Genomic DNA, 18,414 nt, shown 5'->3' with positions numbered 1-18,414 from the left:
CCAACTTCATGAAAGGTAGAAGTTGGGCTTATTTTTTGTTATTACTGTCCGCTAAAATTTTTATTTTGTCTCAAAAATTTTTAGCGGACAGTATAGAAATAAGTAAGATTTATCTCATACAGCAAGATTAACAATTAAGGTAAAAGATTGATTTAAAGTAAGCCGGGGACAGACCTACGTGAGTATCTCTGTCCCCGGTATTTTTTATTTAGTTCATATAGCTTTCCACTATCTGATTTACTGATAATTGTGACTGCGTACTGATTAAGTGTGATTCTTTATTTCCACTATACATGACGTTGGTTATAAAAGAATTTTTTTTATAGATTAATCAAAAACTTTCAGAAGCGGTATTGTAGTGAGGCGAGAATTGAACGCGGTCTGATATTGAACCTGTGTTCCGAGCGTGAAAGCGTTCCATAGTTCACATATTCATAACATCTTTTATCAAGGAGGTTATTGGCTGTGGCTGCAAATCTGATCTTACTATTTATCTTCCAGACAGCAGAAGCATCAAGCAGGATGAGATTTGAGAAATTACCCTCCGGAAATTTCGTGAGATAGTGCTCTCCACCGATGGTGAATTGTACGATATCATTCGGGATTATCGTTGCGAAAAGATTCTGGTGAAGGGTTCGGTATCTGTTTGTGACTTCGGCGATATTGAGCTTTGAGAAGCCACATTCCGCATCATAGTTGGCTGAGAGCCAGCTGAGAATACTTCCTTTGAAATAAGGTTTTATCCCGATTCTCACCTGCTTGTAGGGAATGACTACGTTATCGCGCATGGAAGAGGCGGATGTGAGCGATCCGTCAGTCTCGACTCCGATCACCATTTTGCTGTGACCAAGACCTTTACTGAAACCACCTTTCAGATGCCATGTGTCGTTATGTGAAAGCTTGTCAGTATAAGTCGATATGATGAAATCTTCGATAAACAGTTGATCCGACATTATATGACTGCGATGGTAGCTATATGCTGCCGATAAGTTGACAAACAGTGATTTCATTGGGTTGCGATAGCGGTAAGAAAGAGCCGATGTTACATTATGTGAATATCTGTCAGGGTTACAGGCGATTAAAAGATTCCGGTAATCGGATAGGATCGGGATGCAGATATCGAGATAGGCCTGCGGAGAGCCGAGAAGATAGCCCATCGTCCACGATAGCTCTGATTTTGCGGTAAGTTGCTTTCTCGCATTGAGCTTCGACGCAATATTTATATAGTCATGATGCCCGGTTATGGAATAATGATACCATTTCAATGGCACTACGAGCGATAATTTCCAACCGTTTCTGTCATAATCGGCCTGAGGCGAGGCGTAGAGATTTGACAGGAGTGCCTCATGCACACCATCGTTGTCAAATTCCCCAAGACCTTTGAGCATACTGTTCATGCGGTGATAGTTGATGTCGATACCGGTTGTGAGGTAGTATTTCCAGAAACGTGTCAGTTTTCCTAAGCGAGTTTCTGTCCGGCTTCTGAAATCCGCAGTTCCGATGGTCTGCGTCGCCTCTTCATTCCCTGACACGATTAGTTTATCGGGATGATGCCGGAAAGAATTTCGGGACGAGAGTGTAAATAATCTTTTTTCATTACGTTTGACCAGTTTCAGATCGTTCACGGCTGAAAAGTAGTCTCTGTTCACGCGCTGCGCGAGATCGTATGAACCAGTGATAGCTGAGTTTGACTTATTATGGCCCGTTGAAAGTGTCAGTTTATCTTTCAGATAATAACCGGGTTTGTTTGTCTCGCTATAAAATTGAGCGGACATGTCGCGGCTTTTCATACTTTGAGAATTATACTGAAGGAAAGTCGGTATCTGCTCACTGAAATAGTCAGTGACAATCCCTGAATTGTACTCCAGCCTATCACCTGTAAAATCTATTTTGAGCCTCATTGACGTATCACCCGATTTCCATGCGGTGATTGCGTTGCCGAGCCACGATAGATTGTCGCGTGTCCGTTTTTCTGATAGAGGCGTGTCAATGATGTCCGCTGAGACATATTCGGGCCAAAGAGAGGATTTGTCGTCCGATGAAAACATCATGTCGAAATCATTATCGCGTATCTCATTCGCAGGATTCCATCCGGTATTGTCGGCTTTCAGTGTGAACATGTTCTGTATTTTGGATGCCATACGCAGCGTGAACACAGAACCATCATAAAGAACAGGCTGCACTCCTGCGGCGGCTTTAGCCACACCGACCCAACGGCTACGGGCATCATCTTTAAGTTTCAGGTTGATTCCGGCCTCTTCCGGGAACTCGATACCTTCGAGGGCCTTGACCGGCTGATGGTGTTCCATAACCTCGACGGATTTCACATCCTTGTGCGAGATATTATTGGTGGCCAATCCATACTGACCTCCGATAAAGTCATTGCCGTCAAGATAAAACTTATTGATCGGTTTGCCCTGATACTTTATCGTACCGTCCTCCTCGACCTTAATGCCGGGAAGCCGCTTGATGACATCGATAATCGCATCATCCTTAGCATTGGCATAGCGCGAGACGTTGAACACCAGAGTGTCCCCCCTGGCATAGATGTCCGGAGCTTGGACTATCACATCATTCAGCTGTGTAGCTTTCGGGTTAAGCCTTATCTCCCCAAGATCGGCCGATGCTGCTAACGTGAGAGTCTCGTAACCTATGCAACGGAACGAGACCGAATCCGCATCGGCTTTCAGTGAAAGATTGAAATGTCCATCGCTGTCAGTCGATGTGAATGAACCCTTGGCCTTCACGATCGCACCGACGACCGGTTCGCCCGTGACGGCATCTCTGACAGTGCCATGCAGTCTGCCCGGATCTGCCGCCATTACTGACAGCAGACCGAGCATGAGGCATAGTATGAAAAAGCTGTATCTGTTCATTTCTTCCAATCGAGTTCGATGTAGTCAAACGGCAGCTCTATCGGGTCGTAAGCATCGAGCTGGATATTCCCGGTCTCATCACTTACCGTTATGTGTCCACCTGTTGTTGCTTCAAAATAGGCGTATGGATTCACCTCGTAGCGATGCTTGGTATCGTAGTAATCGCTGCGTTTCACTTTGTTGAAAGGGACTTTGTAGATTGTGATCGGTCGATCGGCTTTCGATTTTATACCTATACATTCGAAGGTATAATGCCCTTTTTCATCAGATGCCCTCATTATAAGTCCCGGCAAACCATGTAGTTTCCAAGGGCCGTCGGCGAGGGGAATATCCTCCGTATAGAATACCGTCCATTCTCTTCCACGGAACATGCATTTGGCACTCTGACATTCATAGCCGAGCACATTTATGACGGAATCCATAAGCTCCCAATCAAAGCAGGGCATATCCTCATCGTAGCTGAACCAGTCCTGACAGATTTTCTCCGTATGCGTCAGTCGCCCTGCCGGATAGTTCTTATAGATCGTCATGAATTCACCATTGCTGAGTTTTCCCTCCAGAGCGGCGTTGGCAATCTGCTCCTGACTTGAACGCATGAGGAGGGAATCGACCGTGAGATTCTTGTAACTTGAAAACTTCGAAAGACCATCCGGTCCTATCTGAAGTAGCATATTGTCACTCGATATGTTATCTTCAATTATATTAGTGGTATCGATGCAACAACGGTAGTCATAGACGAACTCCATAGTTCCACGGGCGAGCGTTTCGGTTTCCGGAACTGAATTTTGAAAAATACTGAGCTGACGCTTGATAATCTTGCCTGAAACAGTGGTTGACAGCATGACTGTAATAGTGAGAATTAAAAGATTTCGTTTCATTCGGTATATTGGTTATATGGTGTCGAAGTGTTGATTGATTTCACGATGCAAAGTTATCCATACGAATCCCTTTATGCCGAAAATAATCATTACTCAAACATTATGGAATTATTACTAAATTATTACTGTCAGTCAAATAGCTTGATATGTATGGTGATCAACTGCCGTGGCTTTCGTAAATTTGCATCATGGAAAAACGTATCAAGTCACTGTATATAATTACTATAATTGCCATACTCGCGTTCCTCGGAATGCAGGTCTATTGGCTGTATGGCCGCTATGAGTACGCGCTCACGGAATATGAGAGATCTCTGTATGAACGGATAACTGAATGCGTGGAAGACTATGCTGAAATCCGTAATTCAGCCAGCAATAGTATTGTTGATTCAATAAATAAAAATGATGCTGAGAAGATCATGTCAGTTCCGACATTCTCACTCCGGCATGAATATGGAGATTCAATTAAGACTACGCGTACCTCCAAAATCTATACTTATGTTTTCTCCGCCCACGAACTTCTTGGTATCGAACCCGGAACATCTCTAAGTGACAGTCAAAAAGATCAGGCTATTGAATTGGCTCAAATGCAGATGAAAGAGCCTGTCGATTCAATGTCTTTCGATGCTTCGGGGGCTAAAGATGAGAATGAAGCTTGGATAGCCACTAAAAATGTCCAGATCGAGAGGAAATCTCCATTTACGGTCCAAGGTATTGACTCTGTTCTTATGAATGCCGGAATAAAGGCCACGATAAGTCTGGCCAAGGCAGATACGACGGTGTGGAGAAATAAAGTCGAAGATCACAGTCCGGTCTTTAATCCCGAACTGTCGGTTACAATACCGTATTCACAGTTGGAAGGTAGGACGGTCACTATCCTGATTGCCATCAATCCTTTTAAGATCCTTCCGGGAATATGGCAGATACTTACCATCTCGATACTCGTGTCATCCTTACTGATAATATGTCTCATTCTGCAATTTTCCACGGTGTTGAAACTGTCACGCCTTGACAAGATGCGAAATAGCTTCATCACGACGATGATCCATGAACTTAAACGCCCTCTCTCCACACTGAAGATGTGCGTATCGGCTCTGTACAACGAGCGGATGATGGAGGACAAGATAACGAAGAAGGAGATCCTGTCGGAGACAAGAAATGCCCTTGATAATCTTTCGGCGTACTTTTCAAAACTCAGGGACATCATATTTAATAATGTGGAGCAAATACCGCTCAACTTACGGAGCGTTAATCTCCATGAATTGTTTGACAACGTGATTTCTGCAACTGCCTTCCCTGCCGATAAAGCGGTTAGGATAAAGAACGGGATTGATAGGGGAGTGGTAGTTTCGGCGGACCGTACCCACCTGTATAATATTTTGAATAACCTTGTTGAAAACGCTGTCAAATACTCCGGAGCTTCAGTAGAAATCAATGCTACTGCGGATGAGAAAAATGGATGTGTCGAACTTCACGTGAGCGATACCGGCAACGGAATTCCATCCTCCGATATAAAGCATATATTCAAACGTTTCTACCGAGGAAAGGCATCTGCCGGCAAACAACCCGGAATGGGACTTGGACTTGCATACGCAAAGCTTCTGATAGATGCGCATGGAGGCGATATCTCAGTTGAAAGTTCGGAGGGCGAAGGCTCGTGTTTCACTATAATATTACCTCAATGATGAAGGCGATTAAGATACTTCTGGTCGATGATGATCTCCGCAATTCGATGCTTCTGAAACGTTTCATCGAGGCGGAAGGTTATGAAGTGATCTATGCCAACAACGGTATGGTAGGATTGGAAATGTATAGGGAGATCCGTCCGGATCTTATCCTCCTTGATATCAATATGCCGGAACTCGACGGATTTGAGATGGCGCGTATCATCAGGCAGAACGACAAAAGAGTCATTATATTCTTTCTTACTGACCGAACGGATAAGGTTGATCGTCTGCACGGTTTTTCTCTTAAAGGGAATGACTATATACCGAAACCGTTTTACCCTGAAGAGCTTATGGCCAGAATCAACGAGCGGTTTGGGAGTATGACGGTCAATCAGGACGTTGAATACCATTTGGGTAATACTATTTTCCGGCCGAATCTGTCATCACTGACCTACGAAGGCGAGACACATTCCCTTTCAGTCCGTCAGACCGAAATTCTCCAGATACTTGCTGAGAATATAGGAAATCTGGTGGAGCGTGATGTAATACTTGATAAGATATGGGGTGATATAAGCTATTCCAACTCTCTCGCCTTGAATGTGCAGATCACCTATCTCCGCCGACTCCTCCCTGACCCGGCTCTGACAATCACTTCAATTAAAAAGAAAGGATATATACTGTCAGTTACCTGATTGAAAATAAGGCTAAAATAGACAATAAAGATTGAAAACTTCAGGTGAAAAAATCTCATCGAGTTGGATTGCCGGAGTTGGTACCAACGTGATCATGGCAGTAAGAAATCTAATTTGTAGTAACGTTGGATTAATACGTTGTTAAGAACACAGCGTATAGCAGAGCTGATTGTGACTCAATGCTATACGCTGTGTTTTATTTGTGTTCTCGATACGGTCTGTCCCGAAAAAATGCTCTTAGATCAAAACTTCGGTTACTGAACGGATATCGGATATCTCCGGTTTAATTCGACTCATTTTCTGAGCCGGCATTTTTGTTGGCCGTTTCCAGCATATTTTTCAATACTGACTCCGGAGCTTTGAAGATTGTGCCGTGCTTGTGTCCGTTCGGAATAGATATCTTGTCGTCGATAGGGGTGAATGTCTTGAAATCTTTTGTCGAAACCGCACCATATTTCCCCTGACGATACACGTCGAAATATATCAGCCATTCATCGCCGACTTTCACGGCACAAGGACCTTCGGAATATGTAGGAGCGAATTTCTCGGATGGATCAGAGAAAGGTCCTTCGGGAGAATCTGAAGTGACACAAAAGAGATCGCTGAAACCGGGCTTGCGATTATCTTTAAGTATATAGACATAGTCATTCTTGTCGCGTTTCAGTAGGAAACCGTCAATAGAATTAAAACCGGGATCGTAAAATTGCTTAGTGGGTTCGAATGTCTGGAAATCAGTGGTCGTCGTGTAGTAAGTACGGTGGGCGATATTTTTTCCTAAAGTATCTGCCGCAGTATATTTTTCAGGCATTATTGACGATGACCATATTATAAGGAAACGGTCATGATCATCATCGTAGAACAATTCAGGAGCCCATACATTGTTGGTCATCGAATCAGTCATGACTTCTATCTCACGCTGCTCTGTCCAGTTGACCAAGTCCTTTGAGGACGAATAGCCGAAACCTTTTCCTCCGCTCCAGCCAAGGGTCCACACCAGATGGAACGTACCGTCAGGTCCCTGAATAATCGACGGGTCTCTCATCATTGAGTTCGGGAAATATTTAGGTTGCTCAACCTGCTGAGTGTGATAGTTGAAATATTCTTTCTTATTGCCTATCTTCGGTTTGAGCCACACTCCCGGCACACTGTCCCAGTGATAACCGTCGTAACTGTAGAGGAAATGGAGTCCGTCAAGAGCGGGTTCGCGATGGGAGGTAAACATATAGACCTCTTTTTCTTTATTTACACACGCCATAAATGGCAATAACAGAAGGATTAAAAGCAGTTTCTTCATTATAAAAATTTATATTAAAATTGATTATTCCCGCATGTAATGCCGGAATTAAGATGTCTTCACGGAATGATTGTCTTTGCGAAATTAGTGATTATATCGCTGCCGGCATAGTAATATATGTTTAAAAATATGTTAATTCTATCATAGAAGTAGAAGGGATATTCTCTTCTTAGATCATAGTCGTGTCTATTAATAGCTGGGTATTAAACGCTTATGCCGTCGTTTTGCTCTTGTGATAAAAATACTGCATAGAATTTATATTTTTGCACCGGATAAACTTATCGTAAGTATAACCGTCATATATATAATGGTAATAATCTATTAATATGAAATTACGACGCACCGATGAACATAAAATCTTTTACCAATAATCTTTCCAAGTATGCAGGATACTATAATCCACCAGCTCTCCTTGATAAAATAAAGAAGGTGGCGCGAAAAGCGGGCATAAAACTGACCTATGTAATATTGATTCTATATTATTCTACCCTTGATAATGAGTTACCGGTTAAGGATAGATTGCTGGTATTGGCCGCACTCGGTTATTTCATTCTCCCCATCGACTTTATACCGGACACATTGCCCGGCGGTTTTACGGATGACACGGCAGCTTTGATATATGTAGTGAAGCAGATTTGGAAAAATCTCACACCCGAAACAAAACGTAAGGCAAAGGAGCGTCTTACAGAATGGTTCGGCAATGTATCTGAGTCTGATCTCCATATTCCGGGACTCTGATCTTATTCGGATAAAGCCATGATATGGCTAAGATTACAATTGCACAGATAACCATTGAGGGGAGAGTGAGGAAACAGGCGTTGCACTTCTTATTGGAAACTTTGATCGGAACTTTTAAAAAGTTTAAATCAGGTCGTTGTAGGAAAGTGAAAATTTATGTAATTTTGTGGGCAAATTATACTCATTTTCGAAAAATCATTATCATAACCGATAAACCACATTATGAAGAAGGTACTACTACTCGGTTCCGGCGCCCTCAAAATCGGGCAAGCGGGCGAATTTGACTACTCCGGTTCTCAGGCTCTCAAGGCACTGCGTGAGGAAGGTATTTCCACCGTTCTGATAAACCCCAATATCGCAACAATCCAGACATCAGAAGGTGTTGCTGATCAGGTTTATTTCCTCCCGATCACTCCCCATTTCGTGGAAGAGGTAATTAAAAAGGAACGTCCTGACGGTATTCTCCTTGCTTTTGGTGGTCAGACTGCACTCAATTGCGGAACAGAGCTCTATCTTAACGGAACTCTCGAAAAATATGGCGTGAAGGTGCTCGGCACTTCGGTTGAAGCAATCATGATAACCGAGGACCGAGACCTTTTTGTAAAGAAGCTTAATGAAATAGATGTCAAGACACCTGTTTCACAGGCTGTTGAAAGCATAGAGGACGCTGTTGAGGTGGCTCACCGTATCGGATATCCCGTTATGGTTCGTTCTGGCTACGCTCTTGGTGGTCTCGGTTCTGGTATCTGTACCAACGATGAGGAATTCCGTACGCATTGCGAAAGCGCACTCGCTTATTCAAAGCAGATTCTCGTAGAAGAATCACTGAAAGGCTGGAAAGAAATTGAGTTTGAAGTTATCCGCGACGCCAATGACCACTGCTTCACTGTAGTTCCGATGGAAAACTTCGATCCGCTTGGAATCCATACAGGTGAGTCGATTGTAGTAGCTCCGATTGTTTCCCTCTCGAAAGAGCAGATCAAAATGCTCGAAGATATCGCCACCAAGGTTGTGCGCCATATCGGAATCGTCGGTGAATGCAATATTCAGTATGCTTTCAATGCCGAGACCAATGACTATCGTATCATCGAGATCAACGCGCGTCTCAGCCGTTCGTCAGCTCTTGCATCGAAGGCATCCGGTTACCCCCTCGCTTTTGTGGCAGCCAAACTGGCATTAGGCTATACTCTTGATCAGATCGGTGAAATGGGTACACCTAACTCTGCTTACGTTGCACCCTCCGTTGACTATATGATCGTGAAGATCCCACGTTGGGACCTTACGAAATTCGTCGGTGTGGATCGTGAGATCGGAAGTTCGATGAAGTCTGTCGGTGAGATCATGTCAATCGGTAAATCGTTCGAGGAGATCATTCAGAAGGGTCTCCGTATGATAGGGCAGGGCATGCACGGATTTGTCGGCAACAATGACATCCATTTCGATGATCTTGATAAAGTCTTGTCTCACCCGACGGATATGCGTATTTTCGCCATAGCTCAGGCTCTTGAGGAGGGATATTCGATAGAGCGCATTGAGGAACTGACGAAAATCGACAAATGGTTTATCGAACGTCTCAACAATATTGTAAAATACAAGAAAGTTCTTGAAGGTTACAACAAGATAGAGGATCTCCCGAAGGATGTGCTTAAAGAAGCCAAGCGTCTTGGCTTCTCAGATTTCCAGATCGCACGTTTTGTTGAAAATCCTGAGGGCAATCTTGAAAATGAGATCCTGCGTGTACGCAATCACCGCAAGAGCCTCGACATTGTGCCCTGCGTGCGCCGTATCAACACTGTGGCTTCCGAGTATCCGGATCTCACCAACTATCTCTATGTTACATACGGAGCTGATGAGAACTCGATCCGTTACGACATGAACTCCGGCAACAATATAGTCGTGCTCGGTTCAGGTGCTTACCGTATCGGTAGCTCTGTTGAGTTTGACTGGTGCTCGGTGAATGCTGCTACCACTTGCCGCCGTCTCGGTTACAAGGCCATCATGATCAACTACAATCCTGAGACTGTTTCTACTGACTATGACATGTGTGACCGTCTCTATTTCGATGAGTTGAGCTTCGAGCGTGTGATGGATATCCTTGATCTTGAAATGCCCCGCGGTGTGATTGTCAGCGTCGGCGGACAGATCCCCAATAACCTTGCGATGAAGCTTTACCGTCAGCATGTCCCCGTGCTCGGAACTTCACCTATCAGCATTGACCGTGCCGAAAACCGCCACAAGTTTTCGGCAATGCTTGATCAGCTCGGCATAGATCAGCCTCGCTGGAAGGAACTGACCACTACAGAGGAAATCGACGGCTTTATCGCTGAAGTAGGCTTCCCGGTTCTTGTCCGTCCGAGCTATGTGCTTTCCGGAGCAGCTATGAACGTATGCTATGATCATGAACAGCTTCACCGCTTCCTCTCACAGGCAGCTAAGGTGTCGAAGGAGTATCCTGTGGTCGTTTCCGAATTCCTCCAGAATGCCAAGGAAATCGAGTTTGATGCCGTGGCCCGTAATGGTGAGATCGTTGAGTTTGCGATATCAGAGCACGTGGAATTTGCCGGTGTCCACTCCGGTGATGCCACACTTGTGTTCCCCGCACAGAAAATTTACATGGCCACCGCACGTCGTATCAAGCACATCAGCGCGCAGATAGCCAAGGAGCTGAATATCTCAGGACCTTTTAACATTCAGTATCTTGCAAAGGATAATTATGTGAAGGTAATCGAGTGTAACCTGCGAGCTTCACGCTCCTTCCCCTTCGTCAGCAAGGTGCTCAAACAGAACTTTATCGAGACCGCGACGCGCATCATGCTCGGTGAGAAGGTTGATGCTGTCGATACTTCGACATTTGACATTGACTACGTTGGTGTGAAAGCTTCACAGTTCTCGTTCGCACGTCTCCATAAGGCAGATCCCGTCCTCGGCGTGGACATGTCATCAACCGGCGAGGTCGGTTGTCTCGGCAAGGATTTCGATGAGGCTCTACTCAACGCCATGATCTCTGTAGGACATAATGTCCCCAAGAATGCTGTTCTTGTCAGCTCCGGTGATGTCCGCGGTAAGGTGGATATGCTTGAGGCATGCCGTATGCTTGCTGAAAACGGTTATAAGATCTATGCAACTGAAGGAACTGCTGCATTCCTCAACGACAATGGTGTGGTGAGCGATTCAGTATGCTGGCCTGATGAGGAGGGAGAAAACATTCTCAATCTCATAGCTGACCATAAGGTTGATCTCGTGATAAATATCCCGAAAAATCATACGAAACGCGAGTTGACCAACGGTTACCGTATCCGTCGCTGGGCTATTGATCATAATATACCCTTGCTCACAAACGCCCGTCTTGCAAGTGCCTACGTTAAGGCATTCATCAACAAGGGCACTGAGAACATCGGTATTACTCCTTGGAAGGAATATTGATTCTATTTCCGGAATTAAGTAGATTATAAAAAAGAGGAATCGGTCTAAAAATAGGCTGGTTCCTCTTTTCATTTTACGATATGCATTGAAATATACGTAAAAATTTAAAAAAAATTAAATAATTTGCTTGCAATATGAGATATTATTCATACATTTGCTTCAAAAGCCATTATCACTTTGAACATTAGTGACTTTGAGTGATAGTGGGATATTGACTATTGTAATTATATGCTTATTTGCAATGACTATTTTGTAATGGCAGTTATATAATTAGCTTGAATATTTTTTAATAATTAACATTCTGTCTATTCATTACTATTACATATACAGAGTTGTTAAGGGAAAGGAACGACAGAATATTTTAATCCCCTCATTCAAACCATGAGAACAAAAGAGCTTTTGATGGCGTCTCTGCTATCACTTACAGTCATTTCATGCGGACAATCGGAAGATCAGCCACAACCGGACGTAGTGGAGGATTCTCCTCTTGAGAGTGTGACGTTCAGCATTTCGACAGGTGAAATGTCACGTGCCGGAACAGACAATGCCGAGCCGTCACCGACAAGAGCATTCATGTATGTCAAGGACAATACTACTGGCGAGATCCTGTCAAAGGCTCAAGAGGAAAGAGTCAGCAATGGAACATTCAATTTTGAAATCGATCTCAGGAGGACGCATAGTTATGCTATCGCATTCTGGGCTGATGATGAGAAATATGACATCGATCTGGATAAAGGGTTGGAGGTCATAACGTATAAAAGTGAATTTGTCAATAATCCCGGAATTGCTTTCTCATATCAGATTGATAATTTTTCTCCGGATGGAAATTCAAAACAAGTGGTACTGACACATGCGGTCGGCAAGCTGATCATACGTGAAAGTGATGTGCTGGATGTGAATGACAGGGTTTCGATTGCGTTTGACAGGGAGGATTGCACGTATTCAGCCATAACAGGAGAGTATAAGAAAACTTCTACTAAAACTCCGGTTTCAATTAAATTTATCGCTGATGCATCAAATCGGAGCGGTGACTTGATATCAACCTATATGCTTGCTCCTAATTCCGAGAAGACATCCTTGATGATTGACAATATCAATTTGGAATATACTCCTGACGGAGATACGGAATCAAGTAAAAAAAGGATCTCCTATGTTCCGCTGAAGGCAAACAGACGCACGATAGTTGAAGGTGCTTTCAAGGGACTATCCTTAGTGTCACAAAGCTTTTTGGTTTCTGTAGATACCGGATGGGAGGGGGATGACTCATTACCATCGACAGGTAACGATGGTGACGATATCAATACGCCCTCATCAGATGTTTTTGAAATAGCACTCTCTTCCTCAGTCCGTCTTACATCATCAATGCTGGATGGAATAGGAGATGCCACTACTCTGAAGATTACCGGAGAGATGAAAGATGCGGATTTCTTGGTATTCCGTGACTATTTTTCAACTAACGGAGCAGGGGAGAGCAAACGTATCGCCCTTGATCTGAGTAAGGCTTCCTTTACATCGATGCCTGAATATGCATTCTCCATTGATGATGAGGATATCTATGATCAGACACCGATCAATCCAATGTTGGCTCTAACATCCATAATATTACCGGAGGGATTGACGGCTATATCAAAAGGCGCATTCATTGATTGTCAGAATCTAAAGAGTATAACAATACCGTCAAGTCTAACCGAATTGGGCGAACTCTCCTTGTATCGCAGTGGTATCACCGAACTTAATGCTCCATCAGTGACAACCATTGATGTAGATGCTGTTGAGGATTGTCCTGATCTTACGACTGTTGTTCTCGGTCCTTTGAGCAAGGTTGGGAACAATGCTTTCCGTAACTGCCCGTCGTTAAAAGAAATGGATCTGACAATGTGTACCGGAATCCCGGGTGGAAACCAGCCTGTATTTGGTGGGTCTGCATCTACTACTCCATCCATCAATATATATGTTTCTTCGACCGACATAGCCAATGCGTTCAAAGGATCTAATAATTGGAATACCAAGAATCACAATTGGATAGTGAGATAACTCCCGGACCTATCTCTTCAACTCATCACAAAGGAGTCAGACGAAATGCCTGACTCCTTTGTTGCTTCATCAATAATGGAGGGTATTTTATATATTTTATAATGGTAATCATTCTAAGTTATGGATTGCTGCAGTTGTAGAAATTGCAACAAAAATCTCATATATCTCTCAGAAGTGATAGGAAATTTCGAAAGTTCTATCAGAAAGCGACAGATGTCGATCGAGTAAGCTGCCACAGATATGACAATATCATAAATATGTCGAAATTGAGCTTGTCAACAAAGTGTTTCTTGATATTATATACTAATTTTGCAGCGTAAACCTCTTGATATGGAAAAACTTGAAGTTTTTGATTGCTCAAATGTTTTCATTGCGAGCTTTTTCACGGATGACCGCGGTTGCGCCCACTGTAACCGCGAACATACACTCATATATATTCTCTCCGGAGAGTTGGAGATCACTGATGGTGGAAAAAAGACAATCCTGCATCCGGGAGATTGTGCTTTCATGCGCCGTGACAACAGAATGTGGCTACAGAAACGGGCTTCAGAAAACAAGCCTTACCGTTCTGTGGTCATGAAATTCTCACGCAATTTCTTAAAGGAATTTTATCATAATATAAATCACCGCGAGATACCGTCCGACTCAAAGAGGGAGAAGGTGAGCCTTATAAAATTTCCTTCCAATCGTCTGGATGTCAGAAGTCTTTTTGAGTCATTAGTCCCTTATTTTGATGCAGGGGTAAAACCAGACGATGACATTCTTAGGATGAAGATGACCGAGGGTATGCGGGCTATCCTGAAGACAGATGTAAACCTCTATGCTTCGCTTTTTGATTTCATAGAACCTTGGAAGATAGATATTGTCGATTTCATGGAGAAGAACTATATGAATGAACTATCCATGGAGGAAATGGCATATTATACCGGACGTAGCCTTGCGACTTTCAAAAGGGATTTCAAGAAAGTAAGCGAGCTGACTCCTCAGAAATGGCTGATACGCCGTAGGCTGGAAGCTGCCCGCGATCTGATCCTTAAAGGTGGGAAGAAGGTATCGGAGATATGTTCCGATGTCGGATTCAAGAACCTTTCGCATTTCTCAAAACTCTACAAAGAAATGTACGGTATCGCACCAACACTTTCTGCAATTTGAACTTCCTGACAAAACAGTATGAGCCTCGCAACAAAGCGGAGCTATTTTTTTAGAAGTAATTTTGCATCATAATAATTAAACAATCAAGGTATGGAAAATATATTTGAAAGAGACCGTAACGGTGAGGTCATATCACCCAATGAGCCGGGATATGAACTCCTGATTGACGACATTTTTTCCTGTATGGAAACTGCTCAGGAACTTTCTACCGTAAGCGTCCGCGATCAGAAACGCGTACACGAGCTGATGGGAGAGATTCTTGGCAAGCCGCTTCCCGAAAGCACAACGGTCCTTCCTCCGTTCTATATAGACTATGGCAAACCAGTAACCATTGGAGAAGGCTGCTTCATTCAGCAATGCTGCACGTTCTTCGGACGCGGTCAGATTACTATTGGCAACGGGGTCTTCATCGGTCCGAAGTGTAACCTTATCACCATCAACCATGATGTGAATCCCGACAACCGCAGTGCGACTTACGGCCGTCCTATCGTTATCGAGGATAAAGTATGGATCGGTATAAACTCTACGATTCTACCCGGTGTCAGAATCGGTTATGGTGCGATTGTCGGAGCGCAGAGTGTGGTTACACACGATGTTCCTCCGATGACAATTGTTGCCGGAAATCCTGCACGTGTAATCAAGAAAATCGAGCTGTAATGAGCGGAAATAAGTTTAGCCGAAGAGGATTCATTAAGACTCTTGGATTGACTATGGGTGCGATGGCATTGGAACCCACCTATAATAAAGTGCAGGCTGCTACCAAACTCGTTGAGCAGAAAGACGGTAAACCTATGTCCGGAAGCCTTCCTGTCCGTACGCTTGGTTCGGGTAAGGCCGCTTTCGATGTATCGGCTCTCGGATTCGGTGTAATGGGTATGACCTACAACCGTTCGCAACATCCGGACAAAAAACAGTGCATCCGTCTTCTGCATGAGGCTATAGACAGAGGTATAACGCTTTTTGACACTGCAATCATCTATGGCCCGCTGACGAATGAGATTCTTGCTGGTGAAGCCTTGTCTGAGTTTCGCAGAAAAATCAATGTCACCACAAAATTCGGCCATGAGGTTATCAATGGAAAAGGTACGGGGCGTCAGGACAGTAGCCCTGCAACGATTCGTCGTTACTGTGAAGATTCCCTGCGTCGATTGAATACAGATTGCATACCGATGTTCTATCAGCATAGGTTTGACCCCAATACACCGATAGAGGATGTGGCCGGGACAATCAGTGATTTAATGAAAGAAGGAAAGGTTCTTCATTGGGGTATGTGTGAGGTCAGTCCCGAAACAATCCGTAAAGCTCATACGGAATGTCCGCTTACCGCTATCCAAAGCGAATATCACCTGATGCATAGGCTCGTTGAGGAGAACGGTGTGCTTGATGTATGCAAGGATCTCGGTATCGGATTCGTGCCTTATAGTCCGCTCAACCGTGGTTTCCTTGGCGGTTGCATAAATGAATACACCGTATTCGACAGCAATAACGATAACCGGCACACACTTCCACGGTTTCAGCCTGAGGCGATGAGGGCGAACACAAGAATAGTAAACGTGTTGCAGAACTTCGGACGTGAACGTGGTATGACCTCCTCGCAGGTTGCTCTTGGCTGGCTACTGCAGAAAGAACCGTTCATAGTTCCGATACCCGGTACGACAAAGCTATCGCATCTGGAGGAAAACCTCAGGACATTGGATTTCGAAGTGTCGCCCGAAGAATGGAAAGAATTAGAACTCGCAGTAGCACAAATACCCGTAGTAGGGGACCGCTACAATGCAGAACAACAAAAGCAAGTAGGATTTTAGAAAAAACGCAAGCATATATGAAGAGAATCGTTTTTATTTTAGTAATGATGATTGGTTGCTTGTCAATCAATGCGAAAACACTGATAATATATTACAGCTACACCAATAATGTCGAGAAGATAGTCAACGAACTCAACCGGCAGATAGAAGCGAAAGTAGTAGAAATAGAACCAACGGAGAAAGGTCTTGACTATGCGGCCAACAACTACGCAATAGGAAGTGCACAGATCGGAGCTATAAAGAATAATCCTGCCGACAGTTCCTCATATCCTACAATTGACTCTGTGAATGTGAATCTCGATGAATACGACACCATAATCATAGCGGCGCCTCTGTGGTGGAGTCAGATGGCAGCTCCATTACAAACCTATCTTTTTCACAACGGTAAGAAAATGGTAGGAAAGAATATAGGATTGATTGTATCGAGTGCAAGTAGCGGTATACGCGGAGTTGAGGCTGATATGAAACGCCTTATCCCTGATGGAAATTTCCTGAGTCCCAGTCTCTGGATTCGTAGTTCCCAGATCTCAAATGCCTCATCCATGCTTGAAAACTGGCTGAGGGAAATTGACTATGAGAAGTTGACCTCCGGAATTAATCGCGTAAGCAACGATGTAGCAGCAGATTTCACAGTCTATACTTTATCAGGAAGACAGCTCATGTATAAATCCAAATCCATTGACTCACTGCACGATGGAATATATATAATAAATGGAAATAAAACTTACATATCACGATGAAACGATTAATAATAATGCTAATGAGCATAACCTTCATTTTCAACCTTATGGCACAGACAAAAATAGTTCAGACTGCCGGACGCGATGCGCTCGGCGAGTTTGCTCCTGAGTTTGCCCGTCTCAATGACGACATACTCTTTGGAGAGGTATGGAGTAGAAATGATCTTCTTTCCCTGCGCGACCGTAGCATGGTCACGATAACTTCCCTTATTTCACAGGGTATCACCGACAGTTCGCTCACCTATCATCTTCAGGAGGCAAAGAAAAACGGTATCACCCGAATAGAGGTGGCTGAGATAATTACCCATGTCGCATTTTATGCAGGTTGGCCCAAAGCATGGGCAGCCTTCCGTCTTGCCAAAGATGTATGGAACGATGATATCAAAGGCGATGATGCGAAAGCTGCTTTTCAACGTCAGATGATATTTCCGATTGGAGAGCCAAACACCGCATACGAGAAGTATTTCATCGGCAACAGCTATCTTGCTCAGATTTCAGACTCCCAGATCCCGTTCGCGAATGTCACCTTTGAACCCGGATGCCGCAACAACTGGCATATCCACAAGGCAGAAAATGGGGGAGGGCAGATGCTTGTTGGTGTTGCAGGTCGTGGCTGGTATCAGGAGGAAGGGAAACCGGCAGTAGAGATTCTACCCGGTACAGTGATTCATATTCCGGCCAATGTCAAGCATTGGCATGGAGCCGCCAAAGATTCATGGTTCGCGCACTTGGCATTTGCTGTTCCCGGAGAAGAGTCCGAAAACGTATGGCTCGAACCTGTGACTGACGAGCAGTATCTTTCAATTGAGTAAACGAGCTATGGCTGTGTCAGAATGAATAAATTCCGGGTTGATGCTGTGTCAAAATCAAATCAGTTGATTTTGACACAGCCATATCTTTATTTCAAGGATGCGAACACGCCTTTAGGACATGTACGGATACATTTATTCGTTAATGGATGTCGTTCAATGAATTTAAACTCACCGTTGTTTTTCAGTGCACTCTACGAGCTGCATGAATGAAGTTAGTACGTTTTTCTGTTATTGACCATCAGTCCGCGTGTTGTTGACATTGGATCTTTCACTACTGCACGGTGTGAGGCCTGATTTATGCGGATA

General features: G+C 44.0%; 13 protein-coding genes. 10 read left to right on the top strand and 3 right to left on the bottom strand.

The window, feature by feature from the left end; translation table 11 throughout:
- Positions 1–341: 341 nt before the first annotated feature.
- The gene (locus tag K2G41_RS03940) at positions 342–2,876 is read right to left on the bottom strand and encodes a carboxypeptidase-like regulatory domain-containing protein (RefSeq protein ID WP_300114759.1); all 2,535 of its coding nucleotides are present in this window, start codon (positions 2,874–2,876) and stop codon (positions 342–344) included.
- On the bottom strand, positions 2,873–3,754 hold the full coding sequence (locus K2G41_RS03935) for a GLPGLI family protein (protein WP_300114756.1): 882 nt from the start codon (positions 3,752–3,754) through the stop codon (positions 2,873–2,875). Before K2G41_RS03935 ends, K2G41_RS03940 begins: the two co-directional genes overlap by 4 nt.
- Positions 3,755–3,942: 188 nt before the next feature.
- On the opposite strand from K2G41_RS03935, the gene K2G41_RS03930 reads away from it, so the two are divergent.
- Together K2G41_RS03930 and K2G41_RS03925 are read left to right on the top strand one after the other, a co-directional pair.
- A complete protein-coding gene (locus K2G41_RS03930) occupies positions 3,943–5,436 on the top strand; it encodes a HAMP domain-containing sensor histidine kinase (protein WP_300114754.1) in 1,494 nt (497 codons plus the stop codon).
- Complete coding sequence (locus K2G41_RS03925; protein ID WP_300114804.1) at positions 5,436–6,110, top strand: response regulator transcription factor; 675 nt, start codon at positions 5,436–5,438, stop codon at positions 6,108–6,110. The genes K2G41_RS03930 and K2G41_RS03925 overlap by 1 nt, the downstream gene beginning before the upstream one ends.
- A 283-nt stretch (positions 6,111–6,393) precedes the next feature.
- Here K2G41_RS03925 and K2G41_RS03920 read toward each other — a convergent pair whose 3' ends face one another.
- Positions 6,394–7,404: an arabinosidase gene (locus tag K2G41_RS03920; RefSeq protein ID WP_300114751.1), complete on the bottom strand. Its 1,011-nt coding sequence runs from the start codon at positions 7,402–7,404 to the stop codon at positions 6,394–6,396.
- 345 nt (positions 7,405–7,749) lie between these two features.
- Between K2G41_RS03920 and K2G41_RS03915 the strand changes: the two genes are divergently transcribed.
- From K2G41_RS03915 to K2G41_RS03880, 8 genes are all read left to right on the top strand, one after another.
- Positions 7,750–8,142 carry a YkvA family protein gene (locus K2G41_RS03915; protein ID WP_300114749.1) on the top strand — a complete coding sequence of 131 codons (393 nt, stop codon included), beginning with the start codon at positions 7,750–7,752 and terminating at the stop codon, positions 8,140–8,142.
- Positions 8,143–8,352: 210 nt separating this feature from the next.
- Positions 8,353–11,565 (top strand): carbamoyl-phosphate synthase (glutamine-hydrolyzing) large subunit, encoded by a 3,213-nt coding sequence (gene carB, locus K2G41_RS03910; RefSeq protein ID WP_300114802.1) that lies wholly within the window; start codon positions 8,353–8,355, stop codon positions 11,563–11,565.
- Between the two features lie 381 nt (positions 11,566–11,946).
- Complete coding sequence (locus tag K2G41_RS03905) at positions 11,947–13,599, top strand: leucine-rich repeat domain-containing protein (protein ID WP_300114747.1); 1,653 nt, start codon at positions 11,947–11,949, stop codon at positions 13,597–13,599.
- A 330-nt stretch (positions 13,600–13,929) separates the two neighbouring features.
- Positions 13,930–14,751, top strand: coding sequence for an AraC family transcriptional regulator (locus K2G41_RS03900; protein WP_300114744.1), 822 nt, complete (start codon positions 13,930–13,932; stop codon positions 14,749–14,751).
- 90 nt (positions 14,752–14,841) lie between these two features.
- Complete coding sequence (locus K2G41_RS03895; RefSeq protein ID WP_300114741.1) at positions 14,842–15,408, top strand: DapH/DapD/GlmU-related protein; 567 nt, start codon at positions 14,842–14,844, stop codon at positions 15,406–15,408.
- Positions 15,408–16,556, top strand: a complete 1,149-nt coding sequence (locus tag K2G41_RS03890) for an aldo/keto reductase (RefSeq protein ID WP_300114738.1) — start codon at positions 15,408–15,410, stop codon at positions 16,554–16,556. Before K2G41_RS03895 ends, K2G41_RS03890 begins: the two co-directional genes overlap by 1 nt.
- Before the next feature lie 44 nt (positions 16,557–16,600).
- A complete protein-coding gene (locus K2G41_RS03885) occupies positions 16,601–17,296 on the top strand; it encodes a flavodoxin (protein ID WP_300114735.1) in 696 nt (231 codons plus the stop codon).
- Positions 17,293–18,108, top strand: coding sequence for a carboxymuconolactone decarboxylase family protein (locus tag K2G41_RS03880; RefSeq protein ID WP_300114733.1), 816 nt, complete (start codon positions 17,293–17,295; stop codon positions 18,106–18,108). Before K2G41_RS03885 ends, K2G41_RS03880 begins: the two co-directional genes overlap by 4 nt.
- The last annotated feature ends 306 nt before the right edge of the window (positions 18,109–18,414 follow it).

Origin of the sequence: Duncaniella sp. (genome assembly GCF_029056165.1) — a bacterium.
GTDB lineage: Bacteria > Bacteroidota > Bacteroidia > Bacteroidales > Muribaculaceae > Duncaniella.
This window is presented reverse-complemented; position numbering and strand designations above follow the sequence as displayed.